Annotated in this window: 17 protein-coding genes; 15 read left to right on the top strand and 2 right to left on the bottom strand. The window is 28.5% G+C overall.

Going from position 1 to position 16,774, the window contains the following annotated elements:
- Positions 1-120: 120 nt before the first annotated feature.
- Complete coding sequence (locus tag I2E98_RS14655; RefSeq protein WP_195469622.1) at positions 121-984, bottom strand: LysR family transcriptional regulator; 864 nt, start codon at positions 982-984, stop codon at positions 121-123.
- Between the two features lie 397 nt (positions 985-1,381).
- Here I2E98_RS14655 and hemA point away from each other — a divergent pair, with 397 nt between their 5' ends.
- The 10 genes from hemA to I2E98_RS14705 all read left to right on the top strand — a co-directional run bounded on the left by hemA (position 1,382) and on the right by I2E98_RS14705 (position 10,440).
- Positions 1,382-2,584 (top strand): glutamyl-tRNA reductase, encoded by a 1,203-nt coding sequence (hemA, locus tag I2E98_RS14660; protein WP_195469623.1) that lies wholly within the window; start codon positions 1,382-1,384, stop codon positions 2,582-2,584.
- Positions 2,545-3,225: an NAD(P)-dependent oxidoreductase gene (locus I2E98_RS14665; protein ID WP_195469624.1), complete on the top strand. Its 681-nt coding sequence runs from the start codon at positions 2,545-2,547 to the stop codon at positions 3,223-3,225. The genes hemA and I2E98_RS14665 overlap by 40 nt, the downstream gene beginning before the upstream one ends.
- 5 nt (positions 3,226-3,230) lie before the next feature.
- The gene (hemC, locus tag I2E98_RS14670; RefSeq protein WP_195469625.1) at positions 3,231-4,103 is read left to right on the top strand and encodes a hydroxymethylbilane synthase; all 873 of its coding nucleotides are present in this window, start codon (positions 3,231-3,233) and stop codon (positions 4,101-4,103) included.
- A gap of 42 nt (positions 4,104-4,145) precedes the next feature.
- On the top strand, positions 4,146-5,624 hold the full coding sequence (gene cobA, locus I2E98_RS14675; RefSeq protein WP_195469626.1) for a uroporphyrinogen-III C-methyltransferase: 1,479 nt from the start codon (positions 4,146-4,148) through the stop codon (positions 5,622-5,624).
- Entirely contained in the window at positions 5,617-6,588 is a 972-nt protein-coding gene (gene hemB, locus I2E98_RS14680) for a porphobilinogen synthase (RefSeq protein ID WP_195469627.1), read from the top strand. Before cobA ends, hemB begins: the two co-directional genes overlap by 8 nt.
- Before the next feature lies 1 nt (position 6,589).
- Entirely contained in the window at positions 6,590-7,864 is a 1,275-nt protein-coding gene (gene hemL, locus I2E98_RS14685) for a glutamate-1-semialdehyde 2,1-aminomutase (RefSeq protein ID WP_195469628.1), read from the top strand.
- Positions 7,865-8,111: 247 nt separating this feature from the next.
- Positions 8,112-8,894, top strand: coding sequence for a sirohydrochlorin cobaltochelatase (locus I2E98_RS14690; protein WP_195469629.1), 783 nt, complete (start codon positions 8,112-8,114; stop codon positions 8,892-8,894).
- A gap of 211 nt (positions 8,895-9,105) precedes the next feature.
- Entirely contained in the window at positions 9,106-9,891 is a 786-nt protein-coding gene (locus I2E98_RS14695; protein WP_195469630.1) for a formate/nitrite transporter family protein, read from the top strand.
- A gap of 153 nt (positions 9,892-10,044) precedes the next feature.
- Positions 10,045-10,230: a ferredoxin gene (locus I2E98_RS14700; protein WP_195469631.1), complete on the top strand. Its 186-nt coding sequence runs from the start codon at positions 10,045-10,047 to the stop codon at positions 10,228-10,230.
- A gap of 36 nt (positions 10,231-10,266) precedes the next feature.
- Positions 10,267-10,440 (top strand): (2Fe-2S)-binding protein, encoded by a 174-nt coding sequence (locus I2E98_RS14705; RefSeq protein WP_195469632.1) that lies wholly within the window; start codon positions 10,267-10,269, stop codon positions 10,438-10,440.
- 161 nt (positions 10,441-10,601) lie between these two features.
- Here the strand turns inward: I2E98_RS14705 and I2E98_RS14710 are convergent, their stop codons facing one another.
- Positions 10,602-11,627 carry a branched-chain amino acid aminotransferase gene (locus tag I2E98_RS14710; protein WP_195469633.1) on the bottom strand — a complete coding sequence of 342 codons (1,026 nt, stop codon included), beginning with the start codon at positions 11,625-11,627 and terminating at the stop codon, positions 10,602-10,604.
- A 275-nt stretch (positions 11,628-11,902) separates the two neighbouring features.
- Between I2E98_RS14710 and I2E98_RS14715 the strand changes: the two genes are divergently transcribed.
- From I2E98_RS14715 to I2E98_RS14735, 5 genes are all read left to right on the top strand, one after another.
- Positions 11,903-12,280, top strand: a complete 378-nt coding sequence (locus I2E98_RS14715; RefSeq protein WP_195469634.1) for a RidA family protein — start codon at positions 11,903-11,905, stop codon at positions 12,278-12,280.
- 161 nt (positions 12,281-12,441) lie between these two features.
- Complete coding sequence (locus tag I2E98_RS14720) at positions 12,442-13,497, top strand: spermidine/putrescine ABC transporter substrate-binding protein (RefSeq protein ID WP_195469635.1); 1,056 nt, start codon at positions 12,442-12,444, stop codon at positions 13,495-13,497.
- Positions 13,498-13,624: 127 nt separating this feature from the next.
- On the top strand, positions 13,625-14,182 hold the full coding sequence (locus I2E98_RS14725) for a DUF3867 domain-containing protein (protein ID WP_243251214.1): 558 nt from the start codon (positions 13,625-13,627) through the stop codon (positions 14,180-14,182).
- A gap of 102 nt (positions 14,183-14,284) precedes the next feature.
- A complete protein-coding gene (locus I2E98_RS14730) occupies positions 14,285-15,841 on the top strand; it encodes an ABC-F family ATP-binding cassette domain-containing protein (protein ID WP_195469637.1) in 1,557 nt (518 codons plus the stop codon).
- A gap of 336 nt (positions 15,842-16,177) precedes the next feature.
- Positions 16,178-16,582 carry a hypothetical protein gene (locus tag I2E98_RS14735; RefSeq protein ID WP_195469638.1) on the top strand — a complete coding sequence of 135 codons (405 nt, stop codon included), beginning with the start codon at positions 16,178-16,180 and terminating at the stop codon, positions 16,580-16,582.
- The last annotated feature ends 192 nt before the right edge of the window (positions 16,583-16,774 follow it).

Below are 16,774 nucleotides of genomic sequence, written 5' to 3' on the forward strand. Positions count from 1 at the left end.
ACTTTCACGTACGGTTCTGTGAGAAGTTTGGGGTGAAATTCCTCTTACTTACTCGACTGAGAGGACGGAAAATAAAATAATTATTTTCCTCCTACTCGATTAAGCATAGATTATTATAAGTTAATTATCACCTAAAAATGGAGTTTTAAAATTACGAATTAATGTTAACAGTTTACCTTTTAAAACTTTATTAATATCATTTTTATAAGTTAAATATAAGTTATAAGTAATATTATCTAATTGAGGTACAGGTATTTCCTTTAAAATACCTTGTTTTAATTCGTTTTCAACACATATTTTAGGTAAAATAGATATAGATGGACCTATTAGTAAACAGCTTAAAATAGTATGAAGTGAATCTGTTTTTATTATTACATTATTTAAATCAATAAAATCATTAATTTTATTTTCTATATCAATATCATCCTTTAGTAATAAAAAGGGCAACTTATTAAAATTAGCTGATTTACATGATGCATTGCAAACGCAAACTAATTTATCAGTACCTAATAAATATGAAGTACAATCAGGATCGGTTAATTTTGTTGATGTAATTGAAATATCACAAATATTATTAATTAAATTACTATGTATTTTTTTTGGTGTTTGATAGTTAATATCATAAAAAAAGTTATTAGTTTTTCCAGATGATTTAGATAAAAATTTAGATAAAATATAATAACCTGATAAACAAGTTGTTTCAATAATTAAACTATTTTTTTCAGAATGAATTTTATCTAACTCTTCTATAAGTCTATTGTAAGTAGATAATATTTCATTTGCATAATCATTTATTATTTTTCCTTCTTCTGTTAACTCAACACCTTTATTACTTCTAATTAGAGCAGTAACTCCTAATTTTTCCTCCATTTTAGAAAGTTGTTGGCTTAATGCAGATTGAGATATATGAGAAGCAGCAGCGACTTTAGATATACTTTTTAAGGTTGCTACATTATGAAATAGTCTTAAAGATTCTAGATTCATATAAATACCTCCAGTAATAGATATATATAGTAAAATAATATTTATAAGTCTATATAAAAATATATAATTATTTATATAAGGGCGAAATTATATTTTAACATTAATTATACAATAATAAATAGTATAATTAAATATATATGAAAAAATATATTTGCAAATGTTAAAAAGATAAAATAAAATGTAGAAAAAAGAAAAACATAGCAATTAAATTGGTAAAATTATATATAAATTTAAAAATATTATATTAATCATTAAAAATTTTAATAATATAAAAGTAATGATTAAAACAGTATTTAGTATTATAATGAAAAAGTTAAGGGAGGATACTTCCTTAATTTTTTTGTTAGGAGAGTTAGGAAAAGTATATAAAGTCGTATCTTAGAAATGTGGTGATTAAGTGTTAGGTCTTATAGGAATAAGAAAAAATGTTGATATAAACATAAGAGAAAGGTTAGCAATTGCATTAAGTAAGCAATCTAAGGCAGTAAAAGAATTAAATAAACTATATGAAGAAGTAGTAATAATAAGCACATGTAATAGGACAGAAATTTATATTTCAGGATGTTTAGGTAGTGAAAAGGAGATAAGAAAGATATTTGAAGTATTAGATTGGGATATTTCACTTTTAGAGTATACTTTTTATCTTCAAGGGATAAGTGTAGCTAAGCATTTATTAGAAGTAGTTTGCGGTTTTCACTCTAAGATATTAGGAGAAGATCAAATATTAGGCCAAGTAAAACTAGCATATGAGTTAAGTTTGGAAAATAAGGCTATACATACAAAGCTTTTAAGATTATTTGAAGAAGCAATAAGTTGTGGCAAAAAGTTTAGAACAGAAAGTAAATTGTATGAAATACCAGTATCAGCATCATCTATTGCAGTAAATGAAGTTGAAGAATTTGGTGCAGATAGTGTTATGGTATTAGGATATGGAACAATAGGTAGTTTAGTAGTTAAATATGCATTAGGTAGTAAGTTTAAAAAAGTATTTATTGTTGTAAGAAACAAGGGTAAAGTGCCAGATTTAAAAGATGATAGAGTTAAGATTTTAGATTTTAATGAATATAAAGAGGTTATTAATGAGGTAGATGCAGTTATAAGTTGTACAGCAGCTCCTCATATTGTTATAAAAGATGCGCATATAAATAAAGATGGAAAAGAAATTATGCTAATTGATTTAGCATTGCCTAGAGATATTGATGAAACTTTATCTCAAAACAAAAGAGTAACTTTACTAGATATAGATACCATAAGTAAATTAGATGGAAATAATAAAAAATTAAGAAATGAAAAAATGAATGAATATAAATTTTTAGTTGATGAATATTTAAATGAATATAGAGATTGGTTAAATATTAGAGAAGTTACATATTATATACATGAAATAAAGAATACAGGAAATAGTGTTGTGGAAAGTAGAGCTAAGTCTTTTGAAAATAAATGTAAAGATAAAAGAGATATTGATTTAGCTACAACCTTAATAAAAAGTACATCAGATTATTATATAAACAGAGCTATAAAGTTATTAAAGGAAGAAAAGTTAAAAGGACGTGAAGAGGAATGCCTGAATATTCTAAAGCAAATCTTCATGGAGAATTAAGTTATGCACCTATAACACTTTTTGGAGAAAAGCTTAAAATTGGAGTAATAGGGGCAGGACGAGGTGCATTAATTAAAGTAAGAAACTTTTATAATAAAGGTAGTAAAATAGAAGTTTTAGCATTAGATTTTTTAGAAGATTTTTATAAATTTAATGGGGATAAAGTAAAGCTAATAAAGGGAAATTATAATAAGGACTTTATATTAGATAAGCATTTAATAATAATTGCTATTGATAATGATAGTGTAATTAATGAAATAAAAGATGATTGCGAAAAATTATGTAAAATTTATATAAATTCATCAAAATTTAAGGATGGAATGGGGGTAATACCTGTTACAAGAGAAAGTAAATTTATTACTGTGGCAGTTAATACTAAAGTAGGAAATCCAAGAGGATCAGTAATGGTTGCTGAATCTATTACTGAGTCTTTGGAAGAATTTGATGAATATATAAGATTAACAGGGGAAATAAGAAATTCTCTATTTTTAGATAAAGAAATTAAGGATGATTTATTAAAATTTATAAATTCTAGTGATTGTAAATTTTTTTATAATAAAGATAAAATTTTTGAAGTATTTAAATTATTTTATAATGAAGATATAGTTAGTAAGATAAAATCCTTAAGGAAGGAAGAGTAATATATATGGAATTAGTTTTAGCAACTAGAAAAAGTTTATTAGCTCAAACTCAGACTGAAACAGTTATGAAGCTATTAAAAGATAAAGTTAATATGGATAGTAAAAAACTATTAGTAGTAACTGAGGGAGATAAGAGATTAGATGTAACATTAGATAAGATAGGTGGTAAAGGTTTATTTACAAAGGATATAGAAATAGCCTTACTAGATGGTAGGGCACATGCTGCAGTACATTCAATGAAGGATGTTCCATATGAAATGGGAGAAGACTTTGAACTAGTAGCAATGCCAGAGAGAGAAGATGTAAGAGATGTACTTGTCTGTCAAAATGGTGAAAAGCTAAGTGATTTAAGAAAAGGAGCAATAATAGGAACTAGTAGTATAAGAAGAGCAGCCCAATTAAAGGCTCTAAGAGATGATATAAATATTGTTCCTATTAGAGGAAATGTTGGTACAAGACTTGAAAAGATGAAAAGTGAAGGTATGGATGGAATTATATTAGCTGCTGCAGGGTTAAAAAGATTAGGTATGGAAGATATAATTAGTGATTACTTGAATCCAGAGATATTTGTTCCGGCTGTATCGCAAGGGGCACTAGGAATAGAATGTTTAAAAGATAGTGAGTATAATAAATACTTTAAAAGTTTAGATGATACAAATGTAAGAATTACTATAGAGGCTGAAAGAAGCTTTATGAAGGAATTAAATGGTGGATGTCATAGTTTAATTGGAGCATATGCAAGACTTCAAGGAAAAGATATATATATAATAGGTACTTATGAAGTTAATGGTATAATAGTTAAAAAAGATATCTTAGGAAATAAAGATGAATACGTTGAATTAGGGAAAAAGTTAGCTAAAAAGATATTGAGAGCTTAAAGAAAAAGCATATAAGGAGTATGAAGAAGGTAGGCGTTAATTATGAATGGAAAAGCATATATAATAGGAACTGGACCAGGTGATGAAGAACTATTAACAGTTAAGGCTGTTAAAATATTAAAGAAGTGTACAGCAGTACTTTATGATAGATTAGTTTCTAATAATATTTTAAATTATTTAAATGAGGATTGTTTAGTATATTATTGTGGAAAAGAGCCTGGAGCTCACTATAAAACACAAGAAGAAATAAACGATATGTTAGTTAGGCTTGTTAAAGAAGGTCATATAGTTGGAAGAGTAAAAGGGGGAGACCCATATGTCTTTGGAAGAGGAGGAGAAGAAGTATTATCACTTGTTGAAGAAAATTTAGACTTTGAGGTAATACCAGGAGTAACTTCTCCAATATCTGTTTTAAATTATGCTGGTATTCCAATAACTCAAAGAGCTATAGCACAAAGTTTTCATATTGTAACTGGGATGACAAGTGCAAGTGAAAAAATAAATTGGGAAGCCTTAGCAAAAGAAAATGGAACTCTTGTTTTTATGATGGGACTTGAAAACATAGAGAGAATAGTAACTAACTTAATTACTAATGGAAAAGAAAAAGCAACACCAGCAGCTGTTGTAATGAGAGGTACTTCATCTAAGCAAAGAAAGGTAATTGGAACTTTAGAAAATATTTCTGAAGAAGCAAGAAAAGCTAATCTTAAATCACCTTGCATAATTGTTGTTGGAGAAGTTGTAAATTTAAACGAGAAGTTATCTTGGTATGAAAAGAAACCTTTATTTGGTACTAATATATGTATAACTAGATCACGAGAACAAAGTTCAAGTTTAAAAAGTGCTTTAAAAGACTTAGGTGCAGAAGTAACTGAAATAAATTCAATAAAAATTAGGCCAACCAAAGAAAATTTAAAACCGTATTTAGATAAACTTTCTAATTATGATCATATTCTTTTAACATCAGTAAATGGAGTAAATAATTTCTTTGATTATTTAATTGAAGAAAATTATGATATTAGAAATTTAAAGGCTAAATTTTCTGTAATAGGGAAGGCTACTAAAAATGCATTAGTTAAAAGAGGAATAGTTCCTTTTGTAATGGCAAGAGAATTTGTTGGGGAAGGCTTGTTTAAAGTTTTAGCTCATCATTTAGTTAAAGGAGAAAAAGTTTTAATTCCTTGTTCATCAAGTAGTAGAAGTTATTTAGTTGATGAAATAAGCAAATTAGGTCTATCTGTAGATAGAGTACATACTTATGATACTATATGTGGAACATTAAAAAACAAAAGAGTATTTGATGAAGTTGATTATGTATTATTTACAAGTCCAAGTACTGTAACTAATATGATTGATATGTTAGGTTTAGAAGCTATAAGTGAAAAGAAGCTTATTGCAATAGGACCTCAAACAGCAAAAGCAATAAGGGCAAAGGAAATGGAATGTTTTATGTGTAAGAAACATTCAGAAGAGGGATTTCTTAAAGAAATAATTGAATTTAAGGAGGCAGAAAATGTTTAGAAGAGGTAGAAGGCTAAGAACAAATTCTGTAATAAGAAGTTTAGTAAGAGAAAATGCTTTAAGTGTAGATGATTTCATTTATCCTGTATTTGTAGTTGAAGGTAATGATATAAAAAGAGAAATTAGTTCTTTAAAAGGTAATTATCATTGGTCAGTTGATAGATTAGGAGAACTAGTTGATGAATTAAATGAAGCTAAAGTTAAATCGGTAATATTATTTGGAATTCCTGAACATAAGGATTGTGTAGGAAGTGAAGCCTATAGTGAAAATGGAATAGTTCAAAAGGCTATAAGAAAGTTAAGAGAATTAAGTAAAGATTTATATATAATTACAGATGTCTGTATGTGTGAGTATACAGATCATGGACATTGTGGAATATTAAATAATCATAGTGTAAATAATGATAAGACTTTAGTATATTTAGGAGAAATAGCTTTATCACATGCCAAGGCAGGAGCAGATATGGTTGCTCCTTCAGATATGATGGATGGTAGAATATCATATATAAGAAATGTTTTAGATGAAAACGGATATGAAAATTTACCTATAATGAGTTATGCAGCTAAATACTCATCAGCATTTTATGGACCGTTTAGAGAAGCAGCAGGTTCAGCTCCAAGTTTTGGGGATAGAAAGGGATATCAAATGGATCCAGCAAACTCTAGAGAAGCAATGGCAGAAATAGAAGCTGATTTAAATGAAGGTGCAGATATAATAATGGTTAAACCTGCAATGTCTTATCTTGATATAGTAAGAGAAGCTAGAGATAAAATAAATGCTCCTATATGTGTTTATAATGTTAGTGGTGAATATGCTATGGTAAAGAATGCAGGAGAAGCAGGTCTTATAAATGAGAGATTAGTAGCTTTAGAAATGCTTTTATCAATGAAGAGAGCTGGAGCTAAGATGATAATAACTTATTATGCACTAGAAGCAGCAAGATGGCTTAAGGAGGAAGAATAATATGTCTAATCAACAAATTTTTGATGAATCTAAAAAGTATATGCCAGGTGGAGTTAATTCACCTGTAAGAGCTTATAGAGATATGGGGATAGATCCTCCAGTTATGAAGTCAGGAAAAGGTGTAATGATAAAGGATGAAGATGGAAATGAATATATAGACTTTGTTCTAGCATGGGGACCAATGATATTAGGTCATTGCAATGAAGATGTGGTAACTGCTATTAAAGAGATTTCTGAAAGTGCTATAGCCTTTGGAGCTCCAACAGAGTTAGAATTACAAATGAGCAGATTCTTATGTGAGGAAATGGATAACGTTGAAATGGTTAGATTTGTTAACTCAGGTACAGAAGCTACAATGAGTGCAATAAAACTTGCTAGAGGATATACGGGAAAAAATAAAATAATAAAATTTGCAGGATGTTACCACGGACATTTTGATGGTTTCTTAGTTGAAGCAGGGTCAGGAGTATTAACTGAAGGAATAGCTGGATGTTTAGGAATACCTAATGATAGTATAAAAAATACTTTAGTGGGTGTTTACAATGATATGGAGCAAGTAAGAGGATTATTCGAAGCATATGGGGATGATATTGCAGCTGTTATAATCGAACCAGTGGCAGGTAATATGGGAGTTGTAAAAGCTGAAGATCAGTTTATGGAAACTCTAAGAGTATTATGTGATGAATATGGTTCATTATTAATATTTGATGAAGTTATGAGTGGATTTAGAGTTGCATATAAGGGAGCTCAGAGCTTATTTAATGTAAAACCAGATTTAATTACTTATGCTAAAATAATAGGTGGAGGTCTTCCATGTGGAGTATATGGTGGAAGACGTGATATAATGGAGAAATTATCACCACTAGGAGGGGTATATCAGGCAGGAACTATGTCAGGTAATCCAGTAGTTATGGCTGCAGGAATATCAACACTTAATATACTTAAAGAAAATCAAGATATATATGATCATATAAATAAAATAGGTGAAAAACTTCAAAAGGGAATTGAAGAAATTGCTAGAGAAAAAGGTATAAAATTAACAGTAAATAGAGTTGGAGGAATGATGACAGTATTCTTTACTGATAGAAATCCAGTAAGAACTTATGATGATGCGAAAAGTTGTGATTTAGAAATGTTTAAAAAGTATTTCTTGCATATGTTAAGAAGTGGATTCAATATACCACAATCTCAATTTGAAGCAATGTTCTTAAGCTCTGTTCATACAGAAGAGCATGTTGATAAGTTCCTAGAAGCGTTTAGAGAGTTTCAAGGATAAAGGGGAAATTTCATCAGTGACAAGTGATAAGTGGCAAGTTTCAAGTTAAGGAGTAAATTTAGCTTAGGCTAAATTTAGAAAAAATGTAATTAGTGACAAGTGATAAGTGGCAAGTTTCAAGTTAAGAAGTAAATTTAGCTTAGGCTAAATTTAGAAAAAATATAAATTTAAGAAATCCCCGTAAGGATTTCAACCTTAACTTGCCACTTGTCACTTGAAACTTATCACTAAATATCGGGGGTGTTTTATGAGTAAAGCAATAGTTTTAGTAGCTTTTGGTAGTGCAAATTTAGATGGGATAAAAAAAAGCATAGGACTTTTAGAGAAAGATTTAGATAGTTACTTTGGAGAAGAATATACAACATTTAAAGCTTTTACATCTAATAAAATTATTGATCTTTTAAAAGAAAGGTATGATTATGTTGTACCTCACTTAAGTAAAGTGCTTTTTAATTTAGTTAACCAAGGGTATGAAGAGGTAATTATACAACCACTACATATAATGATTGGAAGAGATAAAAGTCAAATTGAAGAAATAGTCAATGAATATAAATATTCAATGAAAAAATTAGTGATTAGTAAAGCATTATTCACTGATGAAGATGAAAAGTTAAATAAAGAAAGTTATGAGATTGGAAATATAATTTGTGAAAATATAGGGAATAATGATATCTTATTAGTAGGGCATGGATCAAAAAGAAGCTCTAATAAGCTATATGATTTAATAGAAGAGGCTGTTAGAGATATTACTCATAAAAAAGTTTATATGGCAACATTAGAAGGAGAAAAAACAATAGAGACTGTCATTAAAAATTTAGTAAAAGATGAAGTTAATAATTTGATAGTAAAACCATTGTTTATAATTCCTGGTAAACATGTTATAGCGGATATATCTACTGGAGAGGGATCTTGGATTGAGATGTTAAAAGAAAAAAATATTAATGTAACTATTAATGAAAATTCTCTTTTACAATATGAAAAAATAAGAAAACTATATATAAAAAATATTAAAGATGTTATTAAAAAATAGACAAAAGTTAATATTAGTATTAAATAATTAATAAATAAAAGGATTCTTTTTAGAATCCTTTTATTTGTTTTAAAAGTAAACCTTTATTATTGCGAGTTTGATTTAATTTTAAGTAATGGGATTTTTTGTTTGAAAAATGAATAGAAAAGTTGTATTATATATAATTGTGATAAAAAAATACAAAGATTAAATATTAGGTAGAGGTGTAGATATGTACAGGAGAGAAATTGATAACTTAACTCACTCTGCAGAAGTTAAAATTGGCTTATTTAATAGAAGTATAGCTAAATATTTAACATCTGCATTTCTTGGAAGCTTTTTTGTAAGCTTAGGAATTATGTTAATTTATTCTATTGGCGGAATAATGCATCATGCAGAAGTTGGAACTTACAAAATATTAATGGGAGCATGTTTTGGAGTTGCCTTATCTTTAGTTTTTATGTGTGGTGGAGATTTATTTACTAGTAATGCAATGATAATGACTATAGGAGCTTTAGAGAAAAAGGTAACTTGGTTAGATGCAGTTAAAATTTGGGTTGCAGTTTGGATTGGAAACTTAATAGGTGGTGTTGTAGGAGCAGTTTTATATGTACAAGCTGGTCTTGCAAGCGGTAAGAGTGAATATATTGGAGAATTTATTGTAAACAATGTTGCTACAAAAATGAATACTCCTGGAATGGAATTATTCTTAAGAGGCTTATTATGTAATGTTTTAGTTTGCCTTGCTACTTGGATGGCATATAAGCTAAAAGAAGAAACTGCTAAAATTTTAATGATTTGGTGGTGCTTATTTACATTTATAACAGCTGGATTTGAACATAGTGTTGCTAATATGGGATTCCTTACTATGGGATTATTATTACCACACGGAGCTGATGTTAGTATTATGGGAATGGCTCATAACTTACTTTGGGTTTCTTTAGGAAACTTTGTAGGTGGAGTATTATTTGTTGGTTTACCATATTACTTCATAACAAAAGAAAAGAAAAGTGCTTAATATATAGAAAGGGAACTGCGGTTTTGCAGTTCTTTTTTTATTTTAAATTTAAAGTTGAGCAAAATAGTAAGAAATAAATATTGACAAATAATTATTATTAGAAGATAATAATCTTAGAACAAATAATAATACTTAAACGGAGGATGAAATAAAATGAAGGCATTTGTTGATGAAAATGTATGTATAAGCTGTGGATTATGTGAAGGGGTATGTTCAGACGTATTTTCACTTGATACTGGAGTTGCAGTTGCAGTTGAAGACGTTGCAGCTGAGTTTGAAGATGCTACAAGAGAAGCTTGTGATGGATGTCCAGTACAAGCTATTTCTATAGAAGAATAATTAATTTAAAGTATTAAAACAAAGGAGATGAATTTTATGTCAAAAGTATGTTTATGTAGAGGAATAACAGAAGAGCAAATTGTTGAAGCTGTAAAAAATGGAGCAACTTCTTTTGAAGAAGTTAAGGAAGAAACTGGTGCGGGTGCTGGTGGATGCCGTGGTGGAAGATGTAGATGTAACATCGAATTATTAATTGAAAAGAACAAATAAGGCATAAATAATAAGATAGAAGTATAAATTAATATATTTCTATCTTATTTTATTACTTTTTATAGTAAGGCATTCTAAAATTTTAATTTATCAATATCAGTTATCTTATATTAATTAAAAAATGGACAAATTCCATTAGAAAATGTCCATATAAAATATAATTATTTAACCTTATAAATCCAACCTTCAGGAGCTTCAACATCTCCAAATTGAATTCCACAAAGAATTCTATAAAGTTCTTTAGTAATTGGACCAACTTCAGTTTCACTATAGAATACATGAAGTTCGCCTTTATATTCAATACCACCAATTGGTGTAATAACTGCTGCAGTACCACAAGCACCAGCTTCTTTGAATTCATCAAGAGAATCTATTGGAACTTTTCTTTCATATACTGGCATATTTAAATATTTTTCTGCAATTTCCATTAGTGAATATTTAGTTATACTTGGTAATACTGATGGAGATTTAGGAGTGACAAATTCATTGTTTTTTGTAATTCCAAAGAAGTTTGCAGCACCAACCTCTTCAATATATGTTCTAGTAGCTGGATCTAGATATATACAATCAGCAAATCCCCTGTCAGCAGCTATTTTATGTGGTTGCATTGAAGCAGCATAGTTACCACCAACTTTTTGACCACCAGTTCCATGAGGAGCTGCTCTATCATAATCTGCAATCATAAAGTTACAAGGTGTCATACCACCTTTAAAATATGCTCCAACAGGTAAGCAAAATACACAGAATATATATTCAGGTGCAGGTTTAACACCTATATTATCACCAACTCCAATAACAAATGGTCTTAAATATAAAGTACCGCCAGTTCCATAAGGAGGAACATAATGTTCATTTGCTTTAACAACTTGCATACAAGCATCTATAAACTTTTCTTCTGGAATTTCAGGCATAAGTAGCTTATTAAGACTATTATTAAGTCTTGCAGCATTTCTATTAGGTCTAAAAAGTTGAATATCCCCATTTTTAGTTCTATAAGCTTTTAAACCCTCAAAACATTGTTGTCCATAATGAAGAGCACAAGAAGCTTCACTTATAGTAAGCATGTTATCTTCAGTTAAATGTCCTTCATCCCAACTTCCATTTTTCCAAGTAGAGATATAACGAAAATCAGTTTTAATATACTCAAACCCCAAGTTATTCCAATCGATGTTTACTTTTTTAGTCATTTAAATCGCCCCTTTTTATTTATAATTAATATATAAAATTAACTTTATATTTATAAAAATAGTTAATAATAAATATCTGATATGTAACTTAAAATAATTAAGTTTATTTTCTTAATTATTTATTTTACCACTAATAAGAAAAATCTTAAATAAGAAACAAGAAAAATATAACAAAAAATATATATACATATGAAAAAAATTTGTTGTATAGTATAATGTTGATTAAATGGTAAAAATATCATTAGTATAATGGATATATATTTTGGGAGGTAAAAATGAAGAGAGAAATTATTCATACTAATAATGCTCCAGGAGCAATAGGACCATATTCACAAGGAATTATAGTTGGAGATTTTGTTTATACATCTGGACAAATTCCAATTAATCCAGCTACTGGAGTTATGGAGACAGATATAAAGCTTGCAACTAAACAATCAATGGAGAATATTAAAGCAATATTAGAAGAAGCTGGGACATCTTTAGAAAATGTAGTGAAGACAAGTATTTTCTTAAAGGATTTAAATGATTTTGCTGCAGTTAATGAAGTCTATGGAACATATTTCACTGAAAATCCACCAGCAAGAAGTTGTGTTCAAGTAGCAAAATTACCAAAGGATGCAGTTATAGAAATAGAAGCTATAGCAACTAAATAATGTTAAAAAATAATAACTATTAATAAAAAGCCGTAAAGGCTTTTTTATTTTCTAAAAATATAGTAAATTATATATTTGTAGAATAGCATTAATGGGTAAATATTATTATAGTGTAACTACCATATATAAAATAATATTGTTTAATGAAAGGAGAATAATTTATGAAAAGAAATAAGTTAAGGTTAATATCAGTATTAATAACTACTTTATTTATTGTAAATGCATTTGTTGGATGTAAGTCATCAGAGACAAAAGAAGAGATAAATATATTAAATTATGGTGCTAATGCAGCTGAGGGAGTTTATAAAGAGTTTGAGAAAGAAACTGGAATAAAAGTAAATGAGAAAACATTTGATGATATGCATTATATGTACCAAGAAGTTGCTAGTGGTAAAGTAAAATATGATGTTATATTAGTTTCAGATGATATGGCTGATAAAATGATAAAAGAAGATATGCTTCAAAAAATAAATAAGGATAATATACCTAATATAGTTAATATGAATGAAGGGGATATGGGTAAAGAGTATGACCCAAACAATGATTATACAGTACCATACATGAATGGAACAATTGGATTAATATATAATACAGAAACTGTTGATGAAGATATAGATAGTTGGAAGAGTTTATTTGATCCAAAATATAAAAATGAAGTTTTCATGTTTGATAATATGAGAGACACAATAGGAGTTGCATTAAAAACTTTAGGCTATTCTTTAAATTCAACTAATCCAGAGGAGTTAGAAGAAGCAAAGGAATTATTAATTAAGCAGAAGCAGGAGATAAATCCTGTCTATGGAGCTGATGAGGTATTGGATTTAATGAAGTCAGGAGAAAAGAAAATTGCTATGATTTGGTCTGGTGAAGGATTAAACTTAGAGGCAGAAGATAGTAAGTTTAAATACGTAATTCCAGAAGAAGGAGCAGATTATTGGTTAGATTCATGGGCGATTCCTAAGGGAGCCCAAAATGTTAGTGGAGCGGAAAAGTTTATAAACTTTATGAGTGACAAAGATATAGCTTTAAGAACTGCTGATGAAATAGGATATACTTCGCCACAAAAACAAGCTATTGAAGAGCAACCAGAAGAAATTAAAAATAATGAAAATGCATATATGTCTCAAGAAACTTTAGATAAGTGTGAAGAATATAAATACTTAGATGGGGATAATTTAAGATTATATGAAGATATTTGGATGAAAATAAAAGGATAAAGTTTATTAAAATCTTAAATATATAAATTGTTATAAGGTAGAAGAATTGTAATAATACTTTAGTAGAAAAACTAAAAGTTTTAGTATATAATACTTATAAAAGGAAATGAGCTTAGGAGGAGAGAGTATGGATAAAATAATTGATTTTAATGAGCTTAAAAATAGAGTTAACGACAAAGATGTAGATCAATTTGAATCATATATTTATTCTTTATACTATAAGATGGCTGAAGGCAAGATTAACATGTCTGAGTTTTCTAAGGAGTTAGGTCAATATATGGAGAAAAATAATCTTTCTCCAGATAAATTCTTAAAAATGCAAACAAAGCTTATGGAGAGATACGGAATTGATGTTTCAGGATTTGAAGAACAATTAAAATCATTAGGATTAGAAAATATAGCAACTAATCCAGCAGATTATGAAAAAGCACGTAGGACTTTAAGTTTTCAAGAAAAATATAAAAGTAGACTTAAAGTTAAAGGTGCAACAGAATATAGTATAAATAATGATAAGAATAATCTTACTATCTTATTAGATGCCCATAATGTTATTTTAAAAAGTGAGGGATTAATTGATCTTACAGATAATGAACTAAATGAGTTTTTATGTTCATATAAAAAGACTGTAGACAATGATTTACTTAAGATTTCAATTTGTGAAAATACAAAGGAATATGATTACTAAAAATAGAAACAAATTTCTATTTATTTTGATTTAAATTAATGTATAATAAATAAGGTGTGATGTATTAATCACTCCTTATTTTTTTACTAACGGAGGATAATAATGAGCGTTTTAACAGTTAAAAATATAAGCCATGGATTTGGTGATAGAGCAATATTTGAAGATGTATCATTTAGATTACTTAAGGGAGAGCATGTAGGGTTAATTGGAGCTAATGGTGAAGGTAAATCTACATTTATGAATATAATAACAGGTAAGTTAATGCCTGATGAAGGAAAAGTTATTTGGAGTAATAGAGTTAGAGTTGGTTATATGGATCAACATGCTGAACTTGAAAAAGGATTAACTATAAGAGATGTACTTAGAAGTGCATTTAAGTACCTATTTGACATGGAAACTGAGATGAATGAGCTTTATGGAAGAATGGGCGAAATGGATGAAGATGAAATGAATAAAGCTTTAGAAAGAACAGCTGTTATTCAAGATATGTTAGATAATAATGGATTTTATGTTATAGATGCTAAGGCTGAAGAAGTTGCTAAGGGGTTAGGTCTTTTAGATGTAGGTCTTGATAGAGATGTTACTGAGCTAAGTGGTGGTCAAAGAACTAAGGTGTTATTAGGTAAGCTTTTACTTGAAAATCCTGATATTCTTTTATTAGACGAGCCTACTAACTACTTAGATGAAGCCCATATTGAATGGTTAAAGAGATTCTTACAATCTTATGAAAATGCATTTATTTTAATTTCACATGATATTCCATTCTTAAATTCAGTTATTAACTTAATTTATCATGTAGAAAATAAAAAGCTTACTAGATATGTTGGAGATTATTATGAGTTCCAAAGAATCTATGAAGCTAATAAGGCTCAATTAGAAGCAGCATATGAAAGACAACAACAAGAAGTTGCTCAGCTTAAAGACTTCGTTGCTAGAAATAAAGCAAGAGTTGCAACTAGTGGTATGGCAAAGGCGAGACAAAAGAAGCTAGACAAGATGGAAATGATTGAGCTTGCTGCAGAAAAACCAAAGCCGGAGTTCAATTTCTTAAAGGGAAGAACTTCAGGTAAGGTTATATTTGAAACTAAGGATTTAGTAATTGGATATAATGAACCATTAACTAAGCCACTTAATCTTTATATGGAAAGAGGACAAAAGATTGCTTTAGTTGGAGCTAATGGTCTTGGTAAGACTACACTTCTTAAGAGCTTAATGGGATTAATTCCTGCATTAAGTGGAGAAGCTAATTTAGGAGAATATCAACAAATTGGTTACTTTGAGCAAGAAATTAAGGAAGCTAATTATAATACTTGTATTGAAGAAGTTTGGGAAAGGTTCCCTTCTAAAACTCAATATGAAGTAAGATCAGCTCTTGCTAAATGCGGTTTAACAACTAAGCATATTGAAAGTAAGGTATGTGTGTTAAGTGGAGGAGAACAAGCTAAGGTTAGATTATGTAAGCTTATCAATGAAGAAACAAATATATTAATCCTAGACGAGCCTACTAACCATTTAGATGTTGAAGCTAAGGATGAGCTTAAGAGAGCTTTAAAGGAATATAAGGGAAGTATATTACTTGTATGCCATGAACCTGAGTTCTATAGGGATGTTGTAACAGATATTTGGAACTGTGAGGAATGGACTACAAAAGTTGTATAGTAGTTAAGTTAGAGAGAGAAAATTATGAATTATGAGTGATGAATGATGAATGCAGAAAATACTTTATAATTGATAATTGAAAATGGAAAATTGATAATTAATACAAAAAGGCTTAAACATTACGTTTAAGCCTTTTTTGAAGTAGAATGAAATTTAATAAAGGATAATTAAAGTAGACTCATAAAAGTGATTATGGGTCTTTTTATTTTGTGTATTAACAGTTTTTATAGTTTTTTGTGGATGGTTATAGGAAGTAATTAATATAGTGAAGGGCATGTAAAAATATGTTAAAATAATTGAGTAACAAATTAAAAATAAAATTTTGGGGATAATTTTATGGATTTTATAGAGAAAATTGAAATATATCGATTAGGTGCTTTATGTGGAATTTACTCAAAACAAGAATTGATTAAATATTTAGATAAGTTAATATATGATTTAGATGATATTCCTTGTGAAATTATTGAAGCATCAATGTTAAGTAATAAGAATATTAATGATATTTCAGATAAACTAATAGAATTGACATGGCAAATTAATGATGATAAAGATTTGGTAAATAAACAGTTATTACATACAATATGTGAAAGATATTATTTAAAAAGTATATCTATAGAAGATGCTATTTATTATCTATATAATATGATAAAAGAATTAGATTTATCAGAAAAAACAATTGCTAAAATACAATATCTATCAGATGGTTTGTTTTTGGCTGAACAAGATATGGTGTTAGTATAAAGTAGTGGACACATTAAATCGAACTAAGTAAAATAATATTTAGTTAAGAAAGGATGTGTCCATTATGGGAAAGGGCAGAAGATACGATCAAGAATATAAAGATATGATAGTAGAATTATTTAAGTCAGGAATGAGCTTAGCAGAGCTAAGTAGCGAATATGGCATTGCAAAATCAACAATTAACGGCTGGGT

Source organism: Clostridium sp. D43t1_170807_H7 (assembly GCF_015555905.1).
Lineage (GTDB): Bacteria > Bacillota > Clostridia > Clostridiales > Clostridiaceae > Clostridium.

Excerpts from the sequence above, each read along its gene's own strand:
- I2E98_RS14705 (WP_195469632.1), top strand. The coding sequence starts at position 10,267 with ATGTCAAAAGTATGTTTATGTAGAGGAATAACAGAAGAGCAAATTGTT.
- I2E98_RS14725 (WP_243251214.1), top strand. The coding sequence starts at position 13,625 with ATGGATAAAATAATTGATTTTAATGAGCTTAAAAATAGAGTTAACGAC.
- I2E98_RS14715 (WP_195469634.1), top strand. The coding sequence starts at position 11,903 with ATGAAGAGAGAAATTATTCATACTAATAATGCTCCAGGAGCAATAGGA.
- I2E98_RS14665 (WP_195469624.1), top strand. The coding sequence starts at position 2,545 with ATGCCTGAATATTCTAAAGCAAATCTTCATGGAGAATTAAGTTATGCA.
- I2E98_RS14695 (WP_195469630.1), top strand. The coding sequence starts at position 9,106 with ATGTACAGGAGAGAAATTGATAACTTAACTCACTCTGCAGAAGTTAAA.
- I2E98_RS14730 (WP_195469637.1), top strand. The coding sequence starts at position 14,285 with ATGAGCGTTTTAACAGTTAAAAATATAAGCCATGGATTTGGTGATAGA.
- I2E98_RS14690 (WP_195469629.1), top strand. The coding sequence starts at position 8,112 with ATGAGTAAAGCAATAGTTTTAGTAGCTTTTGGTAGTGCAAATTTAGAT.
- I2E98_RS14655 (WP_195469622.1), bottom strand. The coding sequence starts at position 984 with ATGAATCTAGAATCTTTAAGACTATTTCATAATGTAGCAACCTTAAAA.
- I2E98_RS14710 (WP_195469633.1), bottom strand. The coding sequence starts at position 11,627 with ATGACTAAAAAAGTAAACATCGATTGGAATAACTTGGGGTTTGAGTAT.
- hemL (WP_195469628.1), top strand. The coding sequence starts at position 6,590 with ATGTCTAATCAACAAATTTTTGATGAATCTAAAAAGTATATGCCAGGT.
- I2E98_RS14700 (WP_195469631.1), top strand. The coding sequence starts at position 10,045 with ATGAAGGCATTTGTTGATGAAAATGTATGTATAAGCTGTGGATTATGT.
- cobA (WP_195469626.1), top strand. The coding sequence starts at position 4,146 with ATGAATGGAAAAGCATATATAATAGGAACTGGACCAGGTGATGAAGAA.
- hemC (WP_195469625.1), top strand. The coding sequence starts at position 3,231 with ATGGAATTAGTTTTAGCAACTAGAAAAAGTTTATTAGCTCAAACTCAG.
- I2E98_RS14735 (WP_195469638.1), top strand. The coding sequence starts at position 16,178 with ATGGATTTTATAGAGAAAATTGAAATATATCGATTAGGTGCTTTATGT.
- hemB (WP_195469627.1), top strand. The coding sequence starts at position 5,617 with ATGTTTAGAAGAGGTAGAAGGCTAAGAACAAATTCTGTAATAAGAAGT.
- I2E98_RS14720 (WP_195469635.1), top strand. The coding sequence starts at position 12,442 with ATGAAAAGAAATAAGTTAAGGTTAATATCAGTATTAATAACTACTTTA.